At 72.1% G+C, this 19,927-nt stretch carries 16 protein-coding genes; 1 reads left to right on the top strand and 15 read right to left on the bottom strand.

Translation table 11 applies throughout. The features are described from left to right. Nucleotides 1-22 precede the first annotated feature (22 nt). Nucleotides 23-574, bottom strand: coding sequence for a signal peptidase II (gene lspA, locus AB0910_RS27195; protein ID WP_366747294.1), 552 nt, complete (start codon nucleotides 572-574; stop codon nucleotides 23-25). A gap of 106 nt (nucleotides 575-680) precedes the next feature. Next, nucleotides 681-1,106, bottom strand: a complete 426-nt coding sequence (locus AB0910_RS27200) for a TraR/DksA C4-type zinc finger protein (protein ID WP_366747295.1) — start codon at nucleotides 1,104-1,106, stop codon at nucleotides 681-683. A gap of 1,005 nt (nucleotides 1,107-2,111) precedes the next feature. Between AB0910_RS27200 and ileS the strand changes: the two genes are divergently transcribed. After that, entirely contained in the window at nucleotides 2,112-5,261 is a 3,150-nt protein-coding gene (ileS, locus tag AB0910_RS27205) for an isoleucine--tRNA ligase (RefSeq protein ID WP_366747332.1), read from the top strand. A 171-nt stretch (nucleotides 5,262-5,432) separates the two neighbouring features. Here the strand turns inward: ileS and AB0910_RS27210 are convergent, their stop codons facing one another. The 13 genes from AB0910_RS27210 to AB0910_RS27270 form a co-directional block, all read right to left on the bottom strand. Beyond that, on the bottom strand, nucleotides 5,433-6,713 hold the full coding sequence (locus AB0910_RS27210; RefSeq protein ID WP_366747296.1) for a DivIVA domain-containing protein: 1,281 nt from the start codon (nucleotides 6,711-6,713) through the stop codon (nucleotides 5,433-5,435). A 55-nt stretch (nucleotides 6,714-6,768) separates the two neighbouring features. Then, nucleotides 6,769-7,059 (bottom strand): YggT family protein, encoded by a 291-nt coding sequence (locus AB0910_RS27215; protein WP_329458312.1) that lies wholly within the window; start codon nucleotides 7,057-7,059, stop codon nucleotides 6,769-6,771. Between the two features lie 71 nt (nucleotides 7,060-7,130). After that, complete coding sequence (sepF, locus tag AB0910_RS27220; protein ID WP_366747297.1) at nucleotides 7,131-7,745, bottom strand: cell division protein SepF; 615 nt, start codon at nucleotides 7,743-7,745, stop codon at nucleotides 7,131-7,133. Between the two features lie 122 nt (nucleotides 7,746-7,867). After that, nucleotides 7,868-8,587 carry a YggS family pyridoxal phosphate-dependent enzyme gene (locus tag AB0910_RS27225; protein ID WP_366747298.1) on the bottom strand — a complete coding sequence of 240 codons (720 nt, stop codon included), beginning with the start codon at nucleotides 8,585-8,587 and terminating at the stop codon, nucleotides 7,868-7,870. A 4-nt stretch (nucleotides 8,588-8,591) separates the two neighbouring features. After that, nucleotides 8,592-9,323, bottom strand: coding sequence for a peptidoglycan editing factor PgeF (pgeF, locus tag AB0910_RS27230; RefSeq protein WP_366747333.1), 732 nt, complete (start codon nucleotides 9,321-9,323; stop codon nucleotides 8,592-8,594). Next, a complete protein-coding gene (gene ftsZ, locus AB0910_RS27235; protein ID WP_366747299.1) occupies nucleotides 9,323-10,540 on the bottom strand; it encodes a cell division protein FtsZ in 1,218 nt (405 codons plus the stop codon). The genes pgeF and ftsZ overlap by 1 nt, the downstream gene beginning before the upstream one ends. 284 nt (nucleotides 10,541-10,824) lie before the next feature. After that, the gene (locus AB0910_RS27240; protein ID WP_366747300.1) at nucleotides 10,825-11,616 is read right to left on the bottom strand and encodes an FtsQ-type POTRA domain-containing protein; all 792 of its coding nucleotides are present in this window, start codon (nucleotides 11,614-11,616) and stop codon (nucleotides 10,825-10,827) included. A gap of 42 nt (nucleotides 11,617-11,658) precedes the next feature. Beyond that, a complete protein-coding gene (gene murG, locus AB0910_RS27245; RefSeq protein ID WP_366747301.1) occupies nucleotides 11,659-12,753 on the bottom strand; it encodes an undecaprenyldiphospho-muramoylpentapeptide beta-N-acetylglucosaminyltransferase in 1,095 nt (364 codons plus the stop codon). Between the two features lie 6 nt (nucleotides 12,754-12,759). After that, nucleotides 12,760-14,256, bottom strand: a complete 1,497-nt coding sequence (gene ftsW, locus AB0910_RS27250) for a putative lipid II flippase FtsW (protein WP_366747302.1) — start codon at nucleotides 14,254-14,256, stop codon at nucleotides 12,760-12,762. Nucleotides 14,257-14,305: 49 nt separating this feature from the next. Beyond that, on the bottom strand, nucleotides 14,306-15,739 hold the full coding sequence (gene murD / locus AB0910_RS27255; RefSeq protein WP_366747303.1) for a UDP-N-acetylmuramoyl-L-alanine--D-glutamate ligase: 1,434 nt from the start codon (nucleotides 15,737-15,739) through the stop codon (nucleotides 14,306-14,308). Further along, complete coding sequence (gene mraY / locus AB0910_RS27260) at nucleotides 15,721-16,791, bottom strand: phospho-N-acetylmuramoyl-pentapeptide-transferase (RefSeq protein ID WP_345655503.1); 1,071 nt, start codon at nucleotides 16,789-16,791, stop codon at nucleotides 15,721-15,723. Before mraY ends, murD begins: the two co-directional genes overlap by 19 nt. Continuing rightward, on the bottom strand, nucleotides 16,788-18,227 hold the full coding sequence (gene murF, locus AB0910_RS27265) for a UDP-N-acetylmuramoyl-tripeptide--D-alanyl-D-alanine ligase (protein WP_366747304.1): 1,440 nt from the start codon (nucleotides 18,225-18,227) through the stop codon (nucleotides 16,788-16,790). Before murF ends, mraY begins: the two co-directional genes overlap by 4 nt. Before the next feature lie 4 nt (nucleotides 18,228-18,231). Further along, nucleotides 18,232-19,848 carry a UDP-N-acetylmuramoyl-L-alanyl-D-glutamate--2,6-diaminopimelate ligase gene (locus tag AB0910_RS27270; RefSeq protein ID WP_366747305.1) on the bottom strand — a complete coding sequence of 539 codons (1,617 nt, stop codon included), beginning with the start codon at nucleotides 19,846-19,848 and terminating at the stop codon, nucleotides 18,232-18,234. Nucleotides 19,849-19,927: the final 79 nt, after the last annotated feature.

Genomic DNA, 19,927 nt, shown 5'->3' on the forward strand with positions numbered 1-19,927 from the left:
GGTGATGGTGTCCTGGGCCGCGTCAGTTCCGGTGGAGCGTCCCGTCCGGGTCGAGCCCGCGGAACGACAGCAGCACCACAAGGATGCCACCGCAGGTGATGGCCGAGTCGGCCAGGTTGAAGACCGCGAAGTGCGCGGGGGCGATGAAGTCGACCACCGCGCCCTCGAACAGGCCGGGCGCCCGGAAGATCCGGTCGGTGAGATTGCCGAGCGCGCCGCCGAGCAGCAGCCCGAGCGCCAGCGCCCACGGCAGGCTGTAGAGGCGCCTGGCGAGGCGGGCGATCACCACGATCACCGCGGCCGCGATGATCGTGAAGATGACCGTGTACGCCGTGCCGACGCCGAAGGCGGCGCCGGGGTTCCTGATCACGCGCAGTTCGAGGGCGCTGCCGAGGAGCCGTACGGGCTCGTGGAACTCCAGCTTCGCCACGACGAGCAGCTTGCTGCCGAGGTCGAGGAGGTAGGCCACGGCGGCCACGGCGAACAGGGCGGCGATCCGCCGCCGGCCCCGCTCGGCGGGGACGGCGGCGTCGTCTGCCTCCGACGTACCGATGATGCGCTCCGCCTCTGCCACGTGAGTCCCTCGACAAGCTGGCCGCCGACCCAGCGGGTCCTCTCGGGCCCGCTGGTGCCTTGTGTGAGAACGAGGGTACGACACGGTGCGGCTCGGGCGGCGGTCCTCAGCCCCTGCGCTCCTGCTTCTGCTTGTCCTCGACGCACAGGGTGGCGCGGGGGAAGGCCTGCATGCGGGCCTTGCCGATCGGCTTGCCGCACACCTCGCACAGGCCGTAGGTGCCCGCGTCGAGGCGGTGCAGGGCGCGCTCGGTCTGTTCGAGCATCTCGCGGGCGTTGCCTGCGAGCGCCAGCTCGTGCTCGCGGGTGATGTTCTTCGTGCCGGTGTCGGCCTCGTCGTCGCCCGCGCCGTCCGCGGAGTCGCGCATCAGCCCGGCGAGCGCGCGCTCGGACGAGGTGATCTCGGCGGTCAGCCGCGCGGCCTCGTCCTCGAGGCCGCTGCGGGCCTCGGCCACCTCGGCCGCGGTCCACGGGTCCTCCCCCGGCCTGACCGGGAGCTCGCCGGGTGCCGCCTGGGTCTTCTTCGCTGCCACCGTCTCTGCTCCTGTCTGGGCGTTTCTCGTTCGATTCTCCCGGGCCACGCTCGTTCTTTCGGCGCTCCCGGCGGGGGGTCCACCGGCCGCGCGGGTGGCCGGCGCCCTCTTCTGGGCCTTCTCGGCCTTTCTCGCTCCGCCGGCGCTCTCAGCGGTGGCCTTACCGGCCGCGTGTTTCCCGGGTTCGGCCTTCTTTGTCGCTGTCCGGCTCTCGGCCGGCCCTTCGGACGCTCGTTTGGCCGGGGCCCGCTCGGCCGGTGCCTTCTTGGGCTTTCTGGTTCCGCCGTTGCTCTCGGCGGGAGCCTTGCCGGTCGCGTGCTTCCTGGGGGCGGCCTTCTTCGGTGCCGTCCGGCTGTCAGGTGAGCCTTCGGACGCTCGCTTCGCGGGGGTGTCCGGGGTCGCGGAGTCCGCCCTGGTCGGTTTCTTCGCCATGGCCGCGGCCCCTTCACATTTCGTGATCTTGCCCGCAAATCGTGTTGGGACGATAAATCGACACCAGCTCCGCGGCAACGGGGCACGCCGCCCCTTTTGTTCCCTCCACCCGGCCTCTCCGCGAGCGTCTGCATCCGTTGTGCCCAGCAGTCCGGCGGGTAATCCGCACTCCTCGCCACCTCCGCACCCCCGGCGCGGCCCGGTGCGCGGATGTGACCATCCGGGTCATGCCCGCCGCCGTGTGGCGCACCGGTACGGCACCGGCCGGGCTGGCCGTACACTGGGCCGAGCGAGAGGCGTGGATGGGGACGAGTAGCCCGAGAGCGGCCAGGAGCGACCCGGGGACGGTGCGAGCCCGGGGGCAGAGCGCGGTGCGAAGGATCACCCCGGAGCCGCCGGAAGAAAGCCCGCGGCACGCGGCGGGTGACTAGACCCGGCAGCGCGACCCCAATGAGGGGGCGCCGGGCGCGGCTGTGCCCGGGGCCAAGGAGGGTGGTACCGCGGGAGTTCCTGCTCTCGTCCCTCCGGACGGAGATGCCGCAGCCCCGCCGGAGGAAGCGCCCGATGACATCAGTGACCCCGCCGCAGTACCGCCCGGTACCCGCGCAGGTCGACCTGCCCGCCCTCGAACACGCCGTGCTCGACTTCTGGCGCGAGGCGAAGATCTTCGCCAAGAGCATGGAGCAGACCGAGGGCCGCCCCGAGTGGGTCTTCAACGAGGGCCCGCCCACCGCGAACGGCATGCCCGGCGCCCACCACATCGAGGCCCGCGTCTTCAAGGACGTCTTCCCCCGCTACCGCACCATGCGCGGCTATCACGTGCCCCGCAAGGCCGGCTGGGACTGCCACGGCCTGCCGGTCGAGCTCGCGGTCGAGAAGGAGCTCGGCTTCGAGGGCAAGAAGGACATCGAGGCGTACGGCATCGCCGCGTTCAACGACCGGTGCCGCGCCTCCGTGACCCGGCACACGGACGCCTTCGAGCAGCTCACCGACCGGATGGGCTACTGGCTCGACATGGACAACGCGTACTGGACGATGAGTCCCGAGTACGTGGACTCGGTCTGGTGGTCGCTGAAGCAGATCTTCGACAAGGGCCTGCTCGTGCAGGACCACCGGGTCGCCCCCTGGTGCCCGCGCGACGAGACGGGCCTGTCGGACCACGAGCTCGCGCAGGGGTACGAGACGGTCGTCGACCCGTCCGTCTACGTGCGCTTCCCTCTGACCTCGGGCCCGCTCGCCGGCCGTGCGTCGATGCTGGTGTGGACGACCACCCCGTGGACGCTGGTCTCGAACACCGCCGTGGCCGCGCACCCCGACGTGCGGTACGTGGTGGCGGGCGACGGCCAGGAGCAGGTCGTGGTCGCCGAGCCGCTGCTTGCGAAGGCGCTCGGAGAGGGCTGGGAGCCGACCGGCGAGTCCTTCACCGGCAGGGAGATGGAGCGGTGGACCTACCGCCGCCCCTTCGACCTGGTCGCGTTCCCCGAGGGCACCGACGCGCACTACGTCGTCAACGCCGAGTACGTGACGACGGAGGACGGCACAGGACTCGTCCACCAGTCCCCCGCCTTCGGTGAGGAGGACCTCAAGGTCTGCCGCGCGTACGGCCTCCCCGTGGTCAACCCGGTCCGTCCGAACGGCACCTTCGAGGAAAACGTGCCGCTGGTCGGCGGCGTGTTCTTCAAGAAGGCCGACGAGGCGCTGACGGAGGACCTGCGCGCCAGGGGCCTGCTTTTCCGGCACCTGCCGTACGAGCACAGCTACCCGCACTGCTGGCGCTGCCACACCGCGCTCCTCTACTACGCGCAGCCGTCCTGGTACATCCGCACGACGGCCGTGAAGGACCGCCTGCTCGCGGAGAACGAGCGGACCAACTGGTTCCCCGACTCGGTCAAGCACGGCAGGTACGGGGACTGGCTGGACAACAACGTCGACTGGGCGCTGTCCCGCAAGCGCTACTGGGGCACGCCGCTGCCCGTCTGGCGCTGCGCGTCCGACGAGGGGCACCTGACCTGCGTGGGCTCGCGCGCCGAGCTGACGGAGCTGACCGGCACCGACCAGTCGGGCCTCGACCCGCACCGCCCGTACATCGACGAGGTCACCTTCCCGTGCCCGGAGTGCGGCGAGACGGCGACCCGGGTGGAGGAGGTCATCGACGCCTGGTACGACTCGGGCTCGATGCCGTTCGCGCAGTACGGCTACCCGTACCACAACAAGGAGCTGTTCGAGCGGCGCTACCCGGCGCAGTTCATCTCCGAGGCGATCGACCAGACACGCGGGTGGTTCTACACGCTGATGGCGGTCGGCACGCTCGTCTTCGACCGGTCCTCGTACGAGAACGTGGTGTGCCTCGGCCACATCCTGGCCGAGGACGGCCGGAAGATGTCCAAGCACCTGGGCAACATCCTCGAACCGATCCCGCTGATGGACCAGCACGGCGCCGACGCGGTCCGCTGGTTCATGGCCGCGGGCGGCTCGCCGTGGGCGGCCCGCAGGGTCGGCCACACCACGATCCAGGAGGTCGTGCGCAAGACCCTGCTGACGTACTGGAACACCGCGGCGTTCCAGGCGCTGTACGCGCGCACCTCCGGCTGGGCGCCGTCCGCCGCCGACCCGGCGCCCGCGGACCGGCCACTGCTGGACCGCTGGCTGCTCGGCGAGGCGCACACGCTGACCGAGCAGGTCACGCAGGCGATGGAGGCGTTCGACACGCAGCGCGCGGGCAAGCTGCTCTCCGCGTTCGTCGACGACCTGTCGAACTGGTACGTGCGCCGCTCGCGGCGCCGGTTCTGGCAGGGCGACAAGGCGGCGTTGCGCACGCTGCACGAGGTGCTCGAGACGGTCACGCGGCTGATGGCGCCGCTGACGCCGTTCATCACCGAGCGGGTGTGGCAGGACATGGTCGTGCCGGTGACGCCCGCAGCGCCCGAGTCGGTGCACCTGGCGAGCTGGCCGGAGCCGGACCCCGCGCTGATCGACCCCGCGCTGTCGCGGCAGATGGCGCTGGTGCGGCGGCTCGTCGAGCTGGGCCGCGCCACCCGCGCCGAGTCGGGCGTCAAGACGCGCCAGCCGCTGTCGCGGGCGCTGATCGCGGCCGCCGGCTTCGAGTCGCTGCCCGCGGGGCTGCGCGAGCAGATCACCGACGAGCTGAACGTGTCGGCGCTCGCGACGCTCTCCGAGGTCGGCGGCTCGCTGGTGGACACCACGGCGAAGGCCAACTTCCGTGCGCTGGGCAAGCGGTTCGGCAAGCGGGTGCAGGACGTGGCGAAGGCCGTCGCCGCCGCGGACGCCGCGGAGCTTTCGCAGGCGCTGCGCGAGGGCACGGCGTCGGTGGAGGTCGACGGCGAGCGGGTGGACCTCTCGCCCGACGAGGTGATCGTCACGGAGACCCCGCGCGAGGGCTGGTCGGTGGCGTCGGACGCGGGCGCGACGGTCGCCCTCGATCTGGAGATCACCCCGGAGCTGCGGCTCGCCGGTCTCGCGCGCGACGCGATCCGGCTGATCCAGGAGGCCCGCAAGAACAGCGGCCTCGACGTCGCCGACCGGATCGCGCTGCGCTGGCGCTCGACGTCCGACGAGGTCACCGAGGCCCTGACCCGGCACGCCGGGCTGATCGCCGACGAGGTGCTGGCGCAGGACTTCGCCCAGGGCGAGCCGGAGGCGGGCTACGGCGAGGCGTTCACGGACGCGGGCCTCGGCCTGACGTTCCACCTGCGCAAGGCCTGAGCGCGGACGGCGGGTCCGCCGCCCGGGGCCGGGTGGCGGACCCGCCGTCGCCTGCGCGGCGCGGGCAGGCGAAAGGGCCGGGCCCGAGTCCTGGTGGGGACTCGGGCCCGGCCCTTCGTGCGGCCTGCCGACGGCCGTCAGTGGTTCACGCGCGCCGCGCGCGTCCCGGCCTCAGTTGTCGTCCTCGTCGATGAGGAAGCCGCGCATCGGCGAGGGCGCCTGCTGCATCGGCTGCGGGGCCTGCGGCCTGACCGGCGCCATCGGCTGGGTCATCGCGGGCGACATCTGCTGCTGGCCGCCGCCGTACGAAGGACCGGACGAGGGCCCGCCGTTCATGGAGGGGCCGCTGCCCATCGAGTGGCCGAGCGATCCCGCGCCCGCGGACGCCATGGAGGGCGACGGCGGCAGCGAGGGAGCGGACGACGGCGTGCGGGGCGGGGCGAGCGAGTCGTCCGCCTGGGTCTCCAGCTGGCGCAGCTGGCTCTCCAGATACGACTTCAGACGCGTGCGGTACTCGCGCTCGAACCCGCGCAGGTCCTCGACCTTGCGCTCAAGCGTGGCGCGCGCGGACTCCAGGGAGCCCATGGCTACGCGGTGCTTCTCCTGCGCGTCCCGCTCCAGCGCGTCGGCCTTGGCGCGGGCGTCGCGCTCCAGGCCCTCGGCGCGGCTGCGCGCCTCACCGACGATCTTGTTGGCCTCGGACCGCGCCTCGGCGATCGCCTGGTCGGCGGTCTGCTGGGCGAGGGAGAGGACACGGGCGGCGCTGTCGCCGCCGGGGCCGCCGGGCTGGCCGAGCTGCGGTGCGTGGCCCATCGGACCTGGGCCGCCCATCGGACCGCCCATGGGGCCGCCCATCGGTCCTGGGCCGCCCATGTGCTGCTGCATCGGGCCGGGACCGCCCTGCATGGGCCCGCCCATCTGCTGCTGCATCTGGCCGGGGCCACCCTGCATGCCGGGTCCGCCCTGCATGGGTCCGCCCTGCATGCCGGGACCACCCTGCATGCCGGGGCCGTGCTGGCCCTGCGGACCCTGGGGGCCGTGCCCCTGCGGGCCGCCGGGGCCCTGGGGACCCTGCTGGCCCTGCGGACCGTGCGCGCTCGGACCCGCCGGCAGCTGGGGGGGACCCATCTGCGGGGGCTGCTGCTGCACGGGAGGTCCGGATATGGCAGCGGGAACGGGACCGTTGGGCCCGCCCTGCCCCTGCGGGCCGCCGGGACCCTGCCGGTCCTGCGGCTCGGGCGACTTGCGCATGTTCTGCTGCTGCTGGTTCTGCGCGGCCGCACGCGTGGCCGCGGCCAGCTTGGCGCGCAGGTCCTCGTTCTCGCGGAGCAGGCGAGTCAGTTCGGCCTCGACCTCGTCGAGAAAGGCATCGACCTCGTCCTCGTCATAGCCTTCTCGGAGGCGGACGGTCGTGAACTGCTTGTTCCGCACGTCCTCGGGGGTCAACGGCATCTCTTCTTCACCTCTACGTAGTCGTCGGCAGTCGGCAAGACCGTATCGTCCACACTCATCCCGCGAACCCGCCTACGACGGAAATCAGAATGTAAACGATGATCATCAGAACGAAGAAGGACAGGTCGAGTGCCACGCCCCCGAGACGCAGCGGCGGGATGAACCGCCGCAGAAGCTTGAGCGGTGGATCGGTGACAGTGTAGGTGGCCTCAAGTACGACCACCATCGCCTTCCCGGGTTGCCATGAACGTGCGAACTGGAAGACGTAGTCCATGACCAACCGGAAGATCAGCACGATCAGGAAGCACATCAGAGCGATGTAGATCACCTGCAGCGCTACGCCCATCCCGCGCTTCCCTCTCCCCTGACTTCACTCGGTCCGGCCGGGCGGCCGGAGTCGTACCCGGTGTCGTGTTCTCAGCTCTGGTTGAAGAATCCGCCCTCTGCGATGCGGGCCTTGTCCTCCGCCGTGACATCGACGTTAGCAGGAGACAGCAGGAACACCTTCTGGGTCACGCGTTCAATGCTGCCATGCAGACCGAAGACGAGTCCTGCCGCAAAGTCGACAAGTCGCTTCGCGTCGGTGTCGTCCATCTCGGTCAAGTTCATGATCACCGGGGTGCCTTCGCGGAAGTGTTCCCCGATGGTACGGGCCTCGTTGTAGGTCCGCGGGTGCAATGTGGTGATGCGGTAGGGCTCCCGCTCCGACACGACCTTGGGCATGATCACCGGTGCGTTCTTCTCCAGACTGGGACGTTCAGGTGTGATGGACGACACGGGGGCGATTCGCGCGGGTCGTCCGCTTTCGGCGGCTAGCGGCACCGGCTCGCGCTCGCGTTCGCGCTGCGCAGGCGGGCCCGGCACCCGCACCGGCTCCTCGCGCTCCGGCTGGTGCACGGGTTGACGCCGGTGCTCCCGCTCGGGCTCCGGCTCGGGTTCGAAGTCGTCGTCGGGGTCGAAGCCCCTGCCGTCGTACCCATCGTCCTCCACGAGGCCGAGGTACACCGCCATCTTGCGCATCGCGCCGGCCATGCTCCGGTTCCTCCGCTCTGTGGTGGATCACTCGTCACCAAGTGTCCGCGATCCACTCGGCCTGCCCGCCTTCCGGCGGAAATGACCATATTTTCTACTGTGGTCCGACTTGCTTCGCGACGTTACCCGAGCCGGGGTCGGACTCCGAGGACCGCCGTACCGACGCGTACATGTGTCGCACCCGCCTGTACGGCCTCTTCGAGGTCCGCGCTCATCCCTGCCGAGACCATCGTCGCAGCAGGATGGTCCGCCCGCAGGCGGGATGAGATTTCCACCAGCCGTTCGAACGCCGCGCGTTGCCGTCCCGCGTACGGTCCGGCGAGCGGGGCGACGGTCATCAGACCGTCGAGCCGCAGTCCCTCGGCCCCGGCCACCGCCGCGGCCAACTCCCCGACGCCGTCCGGTGCGACGCCGCCGCGCTCCCCCCGCTCGCCCGACTCCGCGTCGAGCGCGACCTGGAGCAGGCAGCCGACCTCGCGTCCCGCGCGGACCGCGGCCGCCGACAGCGCGGCCACCAGTCTGAGCCGGTCGACCGACTGGACCTCGCCCGCGTAACCGACCACGGAGCGCGCCTTGTTCGTCTGCAACTGTCCCACGAAGTGCCAGTTCAGCGACAGATCCGCACAGGCGGCTGCCTTGGGCGCCGCGTCCTGGTCGCGGTTCTCCGCGACCTCGCGCACGCCGAGCGAGTGGAGTATGCGGACGTCGTCGGCCGGGTAGGTCTTGGTGACCACGATCAGGGTCACCTCCCGCGGATCGCGCCCGGCCGCCGCGCACGCGGCGGCGATCCGGTCCCGAACGGCGGTGAGATTGCGGGAGAGTTCCGCCTTGCGGTCGCTCATCTGCTCAGTCCAGCCAGACATAGCCGGCGAGCCGACCGGTGGTGCGGTCCCGGCGGTACGAGTAGTGGTCCGCCGACTCGCGCGTGCAGACGGGCGAGCGCCGCAGGTCACACACGCCGAGCCCGGCCAGCTGGGCGTGGACGCCCGCGGCGACGTCGACCGCCGGGGTGCCCCAGCTCGTCTCCGCGTACGCCTCGGGCACGGCGGCCGCGACGTCGGCGCGCATCGCGTCCGGCACTTCGTAGCACCGGCCGCAGACGGCGGGCCCGGTGTACGCGGTGATCCGGGCGGGCTCGGCACCCCGCTCCACCATGGCGCGCACCGCGGCGGGGACCACCCCCGCGACGAGTCCTGGCCGGCCCGCGTGCGCGGCGGCGGCGATGCCTGCGGCCGGGTCGGCGAGCAGGACGGGCACGCAGTCCGCGGTCAGGACCGCGAGCGCCAGGCCGCGTTCGGCCGTGACCAGCGCGTCCACGGCGGGAACCGCGTCGCCCGGGGCCCACGGGCCGGTGACGTGGGCGACCTCGCGCCCGTGCACCTGGTTCATCCACACGACCCGGGACGGGTCGAGGCCGAGCGCCCCGGCCGCGAGCTTCCTGTTGGCGAGGACCGCTGCCGGATCGTCGCCCACCGCGCCGCCGAGGTTGAGCTCCTCGTACGGAACGGCGCTCACCCCGCCCCACCGGTCGGTGAAGGCGAAGTGGGCGCCGCCCGTGGTCGCGAGGGTTTCCCGTATCACTTGAGGAAGTCCGGGACGTCCAGTTCCTCGGCCTGGCTGTCCTGGAAGGGCGGACGGGTCGGCGGAACGTGCGGGGTGGAGACCGGCGGGAGCGGCTTCTCCGCGACCGGAGGAGCCGATTCCGCGGGGGTCGCGGGCTCCTCGGGGGCGGGCACCGTGCCGAGGCCGCCGGACGCGGGGCGCCCGCCGTCCAGCGGACGCGGCGCCTGGGACTCCTCGCGCTTGCCCGCCGACGAGCCGAGTACCGTCTCGCGCCTGGCCGGCGGCTGGCCGCCGTCGAAGCCCGCCGCGATCACGGTGACCCTGACCTCGTCGCCGAGCGCGTCGTCGATGACCGCGCCGAAGATGATGTTGGCCTCGGGGTGCGCGGCCTCGCTGACCAGTTGGGCCGCCTCGTTGATCTCGAAGAGGCCGAGGTCGCTGCCGCCCGAGATGGAGAGCAGCACGCCGCGTGCACCGTCGATGGACGCTTCGAGCAGCGGTGAGGAGATCGCCATCTCTGCCGCGGCCACCGCGCGGTCGTCGCCGCGCGCCGAGCCGATGCCCATGAGCGCCGAGCCCGCCTCGGACATCACGGACTTGACGTCGGCGAAGTCGAGGTTGATCAGGCCCGGCGTGGTGATGAGGTCGGTGATGCCCTGGACGCCGGAGAGCAGCACCTGGTCCGCGGACTTGAACGCGTCGAGCACGCTGACCTGGCGGTCCGAGATGGACAGCAGCCGGTCGTTGGGGATGACGATGAGGGTGTCGACCTCTTCGCGGAGCTCGGCGATGCCGTCCTCCGCCTGGTTCGCGCGGCGGCGCCCCTCGAAGGTGAACGGGCGCGTGACCACGCCGATCGTGAGGGCGCCGAGCGAGCGCGCGATGTTGGCGACGACGGGTGCGCCGCCGGTGCCGGTGCCGCCGCCCTCGCCCGCCGTGACGAAGACCATGTCGGCCCCCTTGAGGACCTCCTCGATCTCCTCCCGGTGGTCCTCGGCCGCCTTGCGGCCGACCGCCGGGTTGGCGCCTGCGCCGAGGCCGCGGGTGAGTTCCCTGCCGACGTCGAGCTTGACGTCGGCGTCGCTCATCAGCAGGGCTTGCGCATCGGTGTTGATCGCGATGAACTCGACACCCTTGAGACCGACCTCGATCATTCGGTTGATGGCATTGACACCACCGCCGCCGACACCGATGACCTTGATGACTGCGAGGTAGTTCTGCGGTGCTGCCACGTCGAAGGCCTCTCGCCTCGGGTTACGTGCCGCCGCGCGGACATATCCACTGCGCGACGACTGATGCCGATGGGACGGTCCGAATCGCCGACCCGAACCCTAACGTTGAAGTTTAGGGTTAGTAGTGCGTCTGTTCTTGGACTTCTTTGGACTCTCCGAACAGGACACTAAGGCGACAAGTGGCGGACGTTCAATGAACACGCCGAACCTCCCGTGTTTCTTTTCACCCTATGTGATCACCCGTAGCGCTGGCCAACCAGGGGCCCTGCCAGCGAAAACGTGCGTCAACTCACCGACGACGCAGGGGCACTGGGCGCACTCACGTCGAAATGGCCCGCCTTGGGCGCGCCTTTGAGCAGAGCGGTCAGAGCGCGCGCCTTGGCCGCACCCTCCTCACTGCTCCCCCACATCACCGTACGGCCGTCCGCCAGCCGCAGGGAAACGGAATCGTAGGACCGGACCTGGAGTGACCGGGTGTCACGGGCCACTTGCGCGGGCAGCGCGGCCCGTACGGCCGCGGCCTCGCGCAGCAGCCTGGCGGCCGGGAAACGGGGCGAAGCCGCCTTCGGATCCGGGGTCAATTCCAGCAGCGGAACGCCCTGGGGCGCATTCCGCACCGTGTCGAAACGCACGCCCTTCGCGTCGACTTCGGTGAAGTCCGCGCCCTTCTTCATGACCAGCACGGGCACACGTTCCGTGACTTTCACCTCAGCCGTGTGCGGCCACGACCGGGAGACCGCCACGGAATCCACGCGCGGCAGCGCCCGTTCGACACGCGTCTCGACCGCACCGGTGTCCAGCGAGGCGAGCGGCGAGCCGAGCGGCACCCGCGCGGCCCCCGCCACCTGCTCGGACGTCAGCACCCTGCCCCCGCTGACCTGCACCCGGGTGAGCCGCAGCCACGAGGAGCCGTAGAGGAGCCAGAGGACGAGGCCGAGCAGCACAACCACCCCGGCCAGTACGACGATCAGCCTGCGCAGGGGGACGCGCGGGCCCCCGGACCGCTCGCCGCCGGGGCGGCCGGACTCCGACCGCGGCTGCCGCGCGTCGCGCTCGGCTGTGGTCGGTCCGGCCATGTGCCCCTGCCTCTCGGTCGGTTGGGCCCGCGAGCCCGTGCCTCACACCTGACGGTGTGCGGCGATCGCCTCGTACACCATGCCGACGAGCAGGTCGTCGGCGTCCCTGCGGCCGAACTCGGAGGCCGCCCGGGACATTTCGTACAGCCGGTGCGGATCGGCCAGTACCGGAAGGACGCTGCTCTGCACCCACTGGGGGGTCAGCTCCGCGTCGTCGACGAGGAGTCCGCCGCCCGCCTTCACCACCGGCTGGGCGTTGAGCCGCTGTTCGCCGTTGCCGATCGGCAGCGGCACATAGGCGGCGGGCAGCCCGACGGCGGAGAGCTCCGCCACCGTCATCGCGCCCGCGCGGCAGAGCATCATGTCGGCCGCGGCGTACGCGAGATCCATCCGGTCCACGTACGGTACCGGGATGTAGGGCGGCATTCCCGGCATGTTGTCCACGTGCGGCATTTCGTTCTTCGGGCCGACCGCGTGCAGGATCTGGATGCCGGAGCGCTGGAGCACCGGGGCGACCTGCTGGACCACCTCGTTGAGCCTGCGGGCGCCCTGCGAGCCACCGGAGACCAGCAGCGTCGGCAGGTTGGGGTCGAGGCCGAACGCGGCCCGCGCCTCGGGCCGGACCTTCGCGCGGTCGAGCATGGCGATGGTGCGGCGCAGCGGGATGCCGATGTAGCGGGCGCCGCGCAGCTTGCTGTCGGGGGTGGAGACGGCGACGGCCGCGGCGTAGCGCGAGCCGATCTTGTTGGCGAGGCCGGGGCGCGCGTTGGCCTCGTGGATGACGATCGGGACGCCGAGCCGCTTGGCCGCGAGATAGCCGGGCAGCGCCACGTAGCCGCCGAAGCCGACCACGCAGTCGGCCTTGGTCCGCTCCATGATCTGCTCGGCCGCCTTGATGGTGCCACGCAGCCGCCCCGGCACCGTGATCAGCTCGGGCGTGGGCTTGCGGGGCAGCGGCACAGCGGGGATGAGCGCCAGTTCGTACCCCCGCTCGGGGACGAGCCTGGTCTCCAGGCCGCGCTCCGTGCCGAGCGCCGTGATCCCGGTGGTGGGATCGGCCCTGCGCAGCGCGTCCGCGAGGGCGAGCGCGGGCTCGATGTGGCCGGCGGTCCCTCCGCCTGCGAGTACGACATGCACCGAAATTCACCGCTCTCCGGACGGCCTCTGCTTGACGCGCCGTCTCATCGTCATCCATCTCAGCCCGCCCGGCCTCCTGCCGGGGGCGGACGCCCGCATGGCGAGAGCCGCCTTCGCCGCCGGCTCCTGCCGCGCGAAGGCGATCAGCAGTCCGACGGCGAACATCGTCGGAAGCAGGGCCGACCCTCCGTAGGAGAACAGCGGGAGCGGGACGCCCGCGATCGGCAGCAGGCCGAGCACGGCACCGATGTTGACCACGGCCTGGGCCGTGATCCAGGTGGTCACGCCTCCCGCGGCGTACCTCACGAAGGGGTCCTCCGTGCTTCCGGCCACGCGGATACCCGCATAGCCTAGAGCCGCGAACAGGGCGAGCACCGACAGCGTCCCTGCCAGGCCCAGTTCCTCCCCGGTGATGGCGAAAATGAAGTCGGTGTGGGGTTCTGGCAGCTGGCCCCATTTCTCCACACTGGCGCCGAGGCCCGAGCCGAACCAGCCGCCGCCCGCGAGCGCGTAGAGGCCGTGCACGGCCTGCCAGCACTGGTCGTCGGGGCCGAGGGCGCTCGCGCCGATGCAGTCGAGGCGGCCCATCCGGTTGGGACTCGTCTTGACGAGCATGGCGCCGATGGCGAGCGCGACGCCGAGCACCCCGGCGAACAGCCTGGTGGGCGCCCCCGCGAGCCAGAGCAGGCCGAAGAGGATCGCGGTGAGGATGATCGCGGTGCCCAGGTCGCCGCCGAGCATGATCAGGCCCAGCAGGAAGAACGCGCACGGCACCAGCGGCACCAGCAGGTGCTTCCACTGGTTGAGCAGCCGCTTCTCCTGCTTGCGCGCGAGCAGGTCGGCGCCCCACAGGACGAGCGCGAGCTTGCCGAACTCGCTGGGCTGGAGCTGGAAGGCGCCGAAGCCGATCCAGTTCTGGTTGCCGTTGACCGACTGCCCTATCCCCGGCACCTGCACGAGCGCCATCAGGAAGACGGTCACGACCAGCAGCGGGTAGGCGAGCGCCCGGTGCAGCCTGACCGGCATGCGGGTGGCGACGAGCAGCAGGACGCCGCCGATCAGCGCGGCGAGGAACTGCTTGCGGAAGAAGTACGAGGCGGGCAGCGAGAGTTCGAGTGCCTTGATCATCGAGGCCGAGTAGACCATCACGAGTCCGAGCACGATGATCAGCGCGGCGCTGCCGATGATCAGGTAGTACGCGGTGAGCGGGCGGTCCCAGGCGCGCCTGGCCTGCTCGAACCGCCTGCGCAGCGCGGCCGCGCCCCTGGGCGGGCCCGCGGGGCGGCGCGGCGGCCGCGGCCGTGCGGCGGCGCCGCGGGGGGCGGGGGCCCGCCCGGCCCGCGGCCCGGCGCCGGGGGCGCCGCTCCGCAGGGCCGCGCCGGGCACTCCCGCGGCGGCGAGGTCCGTCCCGGGCAGCGCCCCGGCGGCGGCCGACGGGCGCCGCTGCGCCTTCTTCCGTCGCCCTGACGCGCCGTCGGCGTGCTGGGGGTCGTCGGCCGGCATGGTTGGTGTCCCCTCCAGTCGAGCCCGGCGGGGCGCCTGGGCCCGCCGGTCAGGCATGCTCCGCTGCGAGCGAGCGCACGGCCTGCGCGAACGCCTCGCCCCGCTTGTTGTAGTTGGCGAACATGTCCATCGACGCGCAGGCCGGGGCCATCAGGACCGTGTCCCCTGGCTGTGCGAGGCGCGTCGCCTCGCGGACCGCCGCCGCCATCGCCCCAGTGTCGGTCCGTTCGAGGTCGACCACCGGGACCTGCGGGGCGTGTCGCGCCAGCGCTTCCCTGATCAGGCCGCGGTCGGCGCCGATCAGGACGGCACCGCGCAGCCGCGCCGCCGCCCCCGCGACCAGCTCGTCGAAGGTCGCGCCCTTGGCGAGGCCCCCGGCGATCCAGACGATCGGTTCGTAGGAGGCGAGGGACGCCTCGGTGGCGTGGGTGTTGGTCGCCTTGGAGTCGTCGATGTACGTGACGCCCGCGATGTCGGCGACGTGCTCCATGCGGTGCGGGTCGGGGCGGAAGGCGCGCAGCCCGTCCCGTACGGCGGCGGCCGGGACGCCGTACGCGCGGGCGAGGGCAGCGGCGGCCAGGGCGTTGGCGATGTTGTGCGGCACGGCGGGGGTCACGTCCGCGGCCTCGGCGAGCTCCTGCGCCTGGCGCTGCCGGTCCTCGACGAACGCCCGGTCGACCAGGAGCCCGTCCACGACGCCGAGTTCCGAGGGCCCCGGGGCGCCGAGGGTGAAGCCGATCGCGCGGCAGCCCTCCTCGACGTCGGCGGCGCGCACCAGGTCGGACGTGGCCTTGTCCGCCGCGTTGTAGACGCACGCGACCTGGTTGCCCTCGTAGATCCGGCCCTTGTCCGCGGCGTACGCCTCCATGGAGCCGTGCCAGTCGAGGTGGTCGGGGGCGAGGTTGAGGACCGCGGCGGAGTGGGCGCGCAGGCTGGGCGCCCAGTGCAGCTGGTAGCTGGAGAGCTCGACGGCGAGCACGTCGTACGGCTCGTCGCCGGTGACGGCGTCGAGCAGGGAGACGCCGATGTTGCCGACCGCGGCCGTGCGCAGGCCCGCGGCGGCGAGGATCGCGGCGAGCATCCGCACGGTGGTGGTCTTGCCGTTGGTGCCGGTGACGGCGAGCCAGGGCGCCGCCCCCTCGCCGCGCAGCCGCCAGGCGAGTTCGACGTCGCCCCAGACCTCCACGCCCGCGGCGGCGGCGGCCGCGAACAGCGGCTTGTCGGGACGCCAGCCGGGCGCGGTGACGACCAACTCCGTGCCCGCGGGCAGCGTGTCGCCGTCGCCGAGCCTGACGGTGACGCCGAGATCGGCCAGCTCGCGCGCCTGGGCGCGCGAGCGGTCGTCCTCGCCGTCGTTGACGACGGTGACCTCGGCGCCGAGGCCGTGCAGGACGCGCGCCGCCGGGACCCCGGAGACCCCGAGTCCCGCGACGGTCACGCGCCTGCCGTGCCAGCCGTCCGTGCTCACTTCTGGGCCGCCCATCCCGCGTAGAAGAGGCCGAGGCCGACGATCACGCACATGCCCTGGATGATCCAGAACCTGACCACCACAAGGACCTCGGACCACCCCTTGAGCTCGAAGTGGTGCTGGAGCGGGGCCATCCTGAAGACCCGCCTCCCGGTCATGCGGAAGGAGCCGACCTGGATCACCACGGACATGGTGATCAGGACGAACAGGCCGCCGAGCACGGCCATCAGGAACTCGGTGCGCGAGGTGATGGCGAGGCCGGCGAACGCGCCGCCGAGCGCCAGCGAACCGGTGTCGCCCATGAAGATCTTCGCCGGGGACGTGTTCCACCACAGGAAGCCGAAGCAGGCGCCCATCAGGGCGGACGCCACGACGGCGAGGTCGAGCGGGTCCCGTACCTCGAAGCAGGCGTTGGGGTTGGTCAGGGTGCCCGCGTTGGCGCAGGACTCCTGGAACTGCCACAGGCCGATGAAGGTGTACGCGCCGAACACCATCACCGAGGCGCCCGTGGCGAGCCCGTCGAGGCCGTCCGTCAGGTTCACGCCGTTCGACATCGCGAGGATCATGAACAGCGCCCAGACGACGAACACGACGGGCCCGATGGACCAGCCGAAGTCCGTGACGAACGACAGCTTGGTCGAGGCGGGCGTGATCCCGCGGGTGTTCGGGTCCTGGAGCGCGAGCACCGCGAAGGCGATGCCCACGATCAGCTGCCCGGCCATCTTCGCCTTGGCCCGCAGGCCCAGCGACCGCTGCTTGACGATCTTGATGTAGTCGTCGAGGAACCCGACGAGCCCCATCCCGGTCATCAGGAACAGCACGAGGATCCCGGAGAAGTGGAAGTCCTCGCCCGTGACCACCTTCGCCAGGACGTACGCGATGAGCGTCGCCAGGATGAAGGCGATACCGCCCATGGTGGGCGTGCCCTTCTTGCTGCCGTGGGTGCGCGGACCGTCGTCCCTGATGAACTGTCCGTACCCCTTGCGGGCCAGCAGCTTGATGAGCAGCGGGGTGCCGATCAGGGTCAGGAAGAGCCCGATGGCCCCCGCGAAGAGGATCTGCCTCATCGGCCGGCGACCTCGCCCTCGGCCGCGCCGTCGAGCAGGGCGAGGGCCACCCTCTCCAGCGCTGCCGACCTGGATGCCTTCACCAGCACGACGTCTCCCGGACGCAGTTCCCTGCGCAACAGGTCGATCGCCGCCCGTGCGTCGGACACGTGCACCGACTCCTCACCCCACGAACCCTCGTTGTAAGCGCCCAGTCGCAGCCAGGACGCTTCCCTGCCCCCGACCGCCACGAGCTTGTTGACGTTGAGCCGGACGGCGAGCCGCCCGATCGCGTCGTGCTCGGCGAGTTCGTCGTCCCCGAGCTCGGCCATCGGGCCGAGCACCGCCCAGGTGCGCCCCCCTCCGGCACGTGCGGCGCCACCCATGGCGACCAGCGCGCGGAGCGCGGCTCGCATGGATTCGGGGTTCGCGTTGTAGGCGTCGTTGACGATCGTCACACCGTCCGAGCGCTCGGTGACCTCCATACGCCAGCGGGAGAGGGACCCTGCCGACCCGAGCGCCTCGGCGATCTCGTCGACGGAAAGCCCCAACTCGTGGGCTACGGCGGCCGCGGCGAGCGCGTTCGACACGTGGTGCTCACCGTACAGCCGCAGCGTCACGTCCCTGCACCCGGAGGGTGTCCGGAGCAGGAATGCGGCCTGTCCCGTGTCCGTGAGGCGTACGTTCTCCGCCCGTACGTCTGCCTTGTCCGACTCCCCGAAGTACACGACGCGGGCCGTGGTGCGGGAGGCCATCTCGCGTACGAGGGCGTCGTCGGCGTTGAGCACGGCGATGCCGCCCTCCTCGGCGGACGGCAGCGACTCGACCATCTCGCCCTTGGCGATGGCGATGTTCTCGCGGCTGCCGAACTCCCCGAGGTGGGCGGTGCCCACGTTCAGGACGACGCCCACGCGGGGCGGCACGAGGCCGGTCAGGTAGCGGATGTCGCCGATGTAGCGCGCGCCCATCTCCAGGACCAGGTAGCGGGTGTCCGCCACGGCACGCAGGGCGGTGATCGGCAGGCCGATCTCGTTGTTGAGGTTGCCCTCGGGCCAGATGGTGGGCGCCTTGCTGCGCAGCAGCTGGGCGATGAGGTCCTTGGTGCTCGTCTTGCCCGCCGAGCCGGTGAGCGCGACCACGGAGGCGCCGAGGCGCTCCACGACGGCCTTGGCGAGCGCGCCGAGCGCCTCGACCACGTTGCCGACGACGATCGCGGGCACGCCGACGGGACGGGTGGCCAGCACGGCGACCGCGCCGGCCTCGACGGCCCGCGCGGCGTAGTCGTGGCCGTCGACGCGTTCGCCGGCGAAGGCCGCGAAGAGGCCGCCGGGCTCCACCGCGCGGGAGTCGTAGACGACGGGCCCGGTGACCTGGACGTCCTTGGCACCCGGTGCCGGTATGTCGCACGCCTGCCCGCCGACGATTTCGGCGACCTCGGCGAGGGAGAGGGTGATCACTTGGTCATCCCTGACTGTTGTTCCTGTGGCGGCTGTTCTCGTGACGGGGCTCGTCGTGGAGCGAGCGTGCGATGGCGTCGCGCAGGACCTCCCGGTCGTCGAAGGGGCGTACCACGCCCGCGATGTCCTGGCCCTGCTCGTGGCCCTTGCCCGCGACGAGGACGGTGTCCCCGGGCTGGGCGCGGGCGACTGCGGTGGCGATGGCGGAGGCGCGGTCGGCGTCGAGCAGGACGGCGCCCCGCTCGTGGACGGGCACCTCGGCGGCGCCCGCGACCATCGCGGCGAGGATCGCGAGGGGGTCCTCGGAGCGCGGGTTGTCCGAGGTGAGGACGGCGGTGTCGGCGAGGCGCGCGGCCGCTGCGCCCATCGGGCCGCGCTTGGTGGTGTCGCGGTCGCCGCCGCAGCCCAGCACGATGTGCACCTGGCCCTTGGTGACCTTGCGCAGGGAGCGCAGGACGGACTCGACGGCGTCGGTCTTGTGCGCGTAGTCGACGACGGCGAGGTACGGCTGGCCCGCGTCGACGCGCTCCAGGCGGCCGGGGACGCCGGGCACGGCGCCGACGCCGTCGGCGGCCGCCTGCGGGTCGATGCCCGCGACGGCGAGCGCGACGACGGCGGCGAGGGTGTTGGCGACGTTGAACGGTCCCGGCAGCGGCGCCTCGGCGTGCACCCGCACGCCGTCGGGGCCGACGACGGTGAAGCCGGAGCGGTGCGAGCCGACCTCGACGTCCTCGGCGCGCCAGTCGGCGTCGGGGTGGCCCTCGGCGGAGAACGTGGTGACCGGCACGGACGCCTCGGTGACGAGCCTGCGGCCGTACTCGTCGTCGTAGTTGACGACGCCCCTGCGGCTGCGCCGCGGGGTGAACAGGCTCGCCTTGGCCTGGAAGTAGTCCTCCATGCCGTGGTGGAACTCCATGTGCTCGGGGCTCAGGTTGTTGAAGACGGCGACGTCGAAGACGCAGCCGTCGACCCGGCCGAGCACCAGGGCGTGGCTGGAGACCTCCATGGCGACCGAGGTGGTGCCGTGCTCGCGCATGACCGCGAAGAGGGCCTGCAGGTCGGTGGCCTCGGGGGTGGTGCGCTCGGACTTGATGCGCTCGTTGCCCACGCGCATCTCGACCGTGCCGATCAGGCCCGTGCTGTGGCCGGCGCCGCGCAGCCCGCCCTCGACGAGGTAGGCGGTGGTGGTCTTGCCCGAGGTGCCGGTGATGCCGATCTGGAGGAGGTCGGCGCCGGGGTGGCCGTAGATCGTGGCGGCCAGTTCGCCCATCCGGGCGCGCGGGTCGGGCACGACGAGCACGGGCAGCCCGGTGGCCCCGGCGCGCTCCCGGCCGCCCGGGTCGGTCAGGACGGCGGCCGCGCCGAGCTCGGCGGCCTGCGCGGCGTAGTCGGCGCCGTGGACGCGCGCGCCCGGCAGGGCCGCGTACACGTCGCCCGGGCGCACGGCCCGCGAGTCGTGGGTGATGCCGGTGACCGTGGCGTCCGCGGCCGGCGCGCCGGTGTCGAGCAGGGCGGCCAGGTCGGCGAGCGGGGTGGGGTCCACCCGTTCCGGCCGCGGGGTCCCCGGCCTGTTCTCGGGGGCGGGCGCGGTGTCGGTCGGGGTCTGATCAGCGTGTGGCACGGCGGTGAGCGTACCCGCACGCGCGGGGCTCGGGCCAAGCGAGGCGCGGGCGGTCCCCGCGGTGGCGGGGCGGTCGCCC

The sequence above is a fragment of the Streptomyces sp. NPDC047002 genome (assembly GCF_040704505.1).
In the GTDB taxonomy this organism is placed as follows: domain Bacteria; phylum Actinomycetota; class Actinomycetes; order Streptomycetales; family Streptomycetaceae; genus Streptomyces.

Excerpts from the sequence above, each read along its gene's own strand:
- murD (WP_366747303.1), bottom strand. The coding sequence starts at position 15,739 with ATGGGCGGCCCAGAAGTGAGCACGGACGGCTGGCACGGCAGGCGCGTG.
- ftsW (WP_366747302.1), bottom strand. The coding sequence starts at position 14,256 with ATGCCGGCCGACGACCCCCAGCACGCCGACGGCGCGTCAGGGCGACGG.
- AB0910_RS27240 (WP_366747300.1), bottom strand. The coding sequence starts at position 11,616 with ATGGCCGGACCGACCACAGCCGAGCGCGACGCGCGGCAGCCGCGGTCG.
- AB0910_RS27210 (WP_366747296.1), bottom strand. The coding sequence starts at position 6,713 with ATGCCGTTGACCCCCGAGGACGTGCGGAACAAGCAGTTCACGACCGTC.
- AB0910_RS27225 (WP_366747298.1), bottom strand. The coding sequence starts at position 8,587 with ATGAGCGACCGCAAGGCGGAACTCTCCCGCAATCTCACCGCCGTTCGG.
- AB0910_RS27215 (WP_329458312.1), bottom strand. The coding sequence starts at position 7,059 with ATGGGCGTAGCGCTGCAGGTGATCTACATCGCTCTGATGTGCTTCCTG.
- sepF (WP_366747297.1), bottom strand. The coding sequence starts at position 7,745 with ATGGCCGGCGCGATGCGCAAGATGGCGGTGTACCTCGGCCTCGTGGAG.
- mraY (WP_345655503.1), bottom strand. The coding sequence starts at position 16,791 with ATGAGGCAGATCCTCTTCGCGGGGGCCATCGGGCTCTTCCTGACCCTG.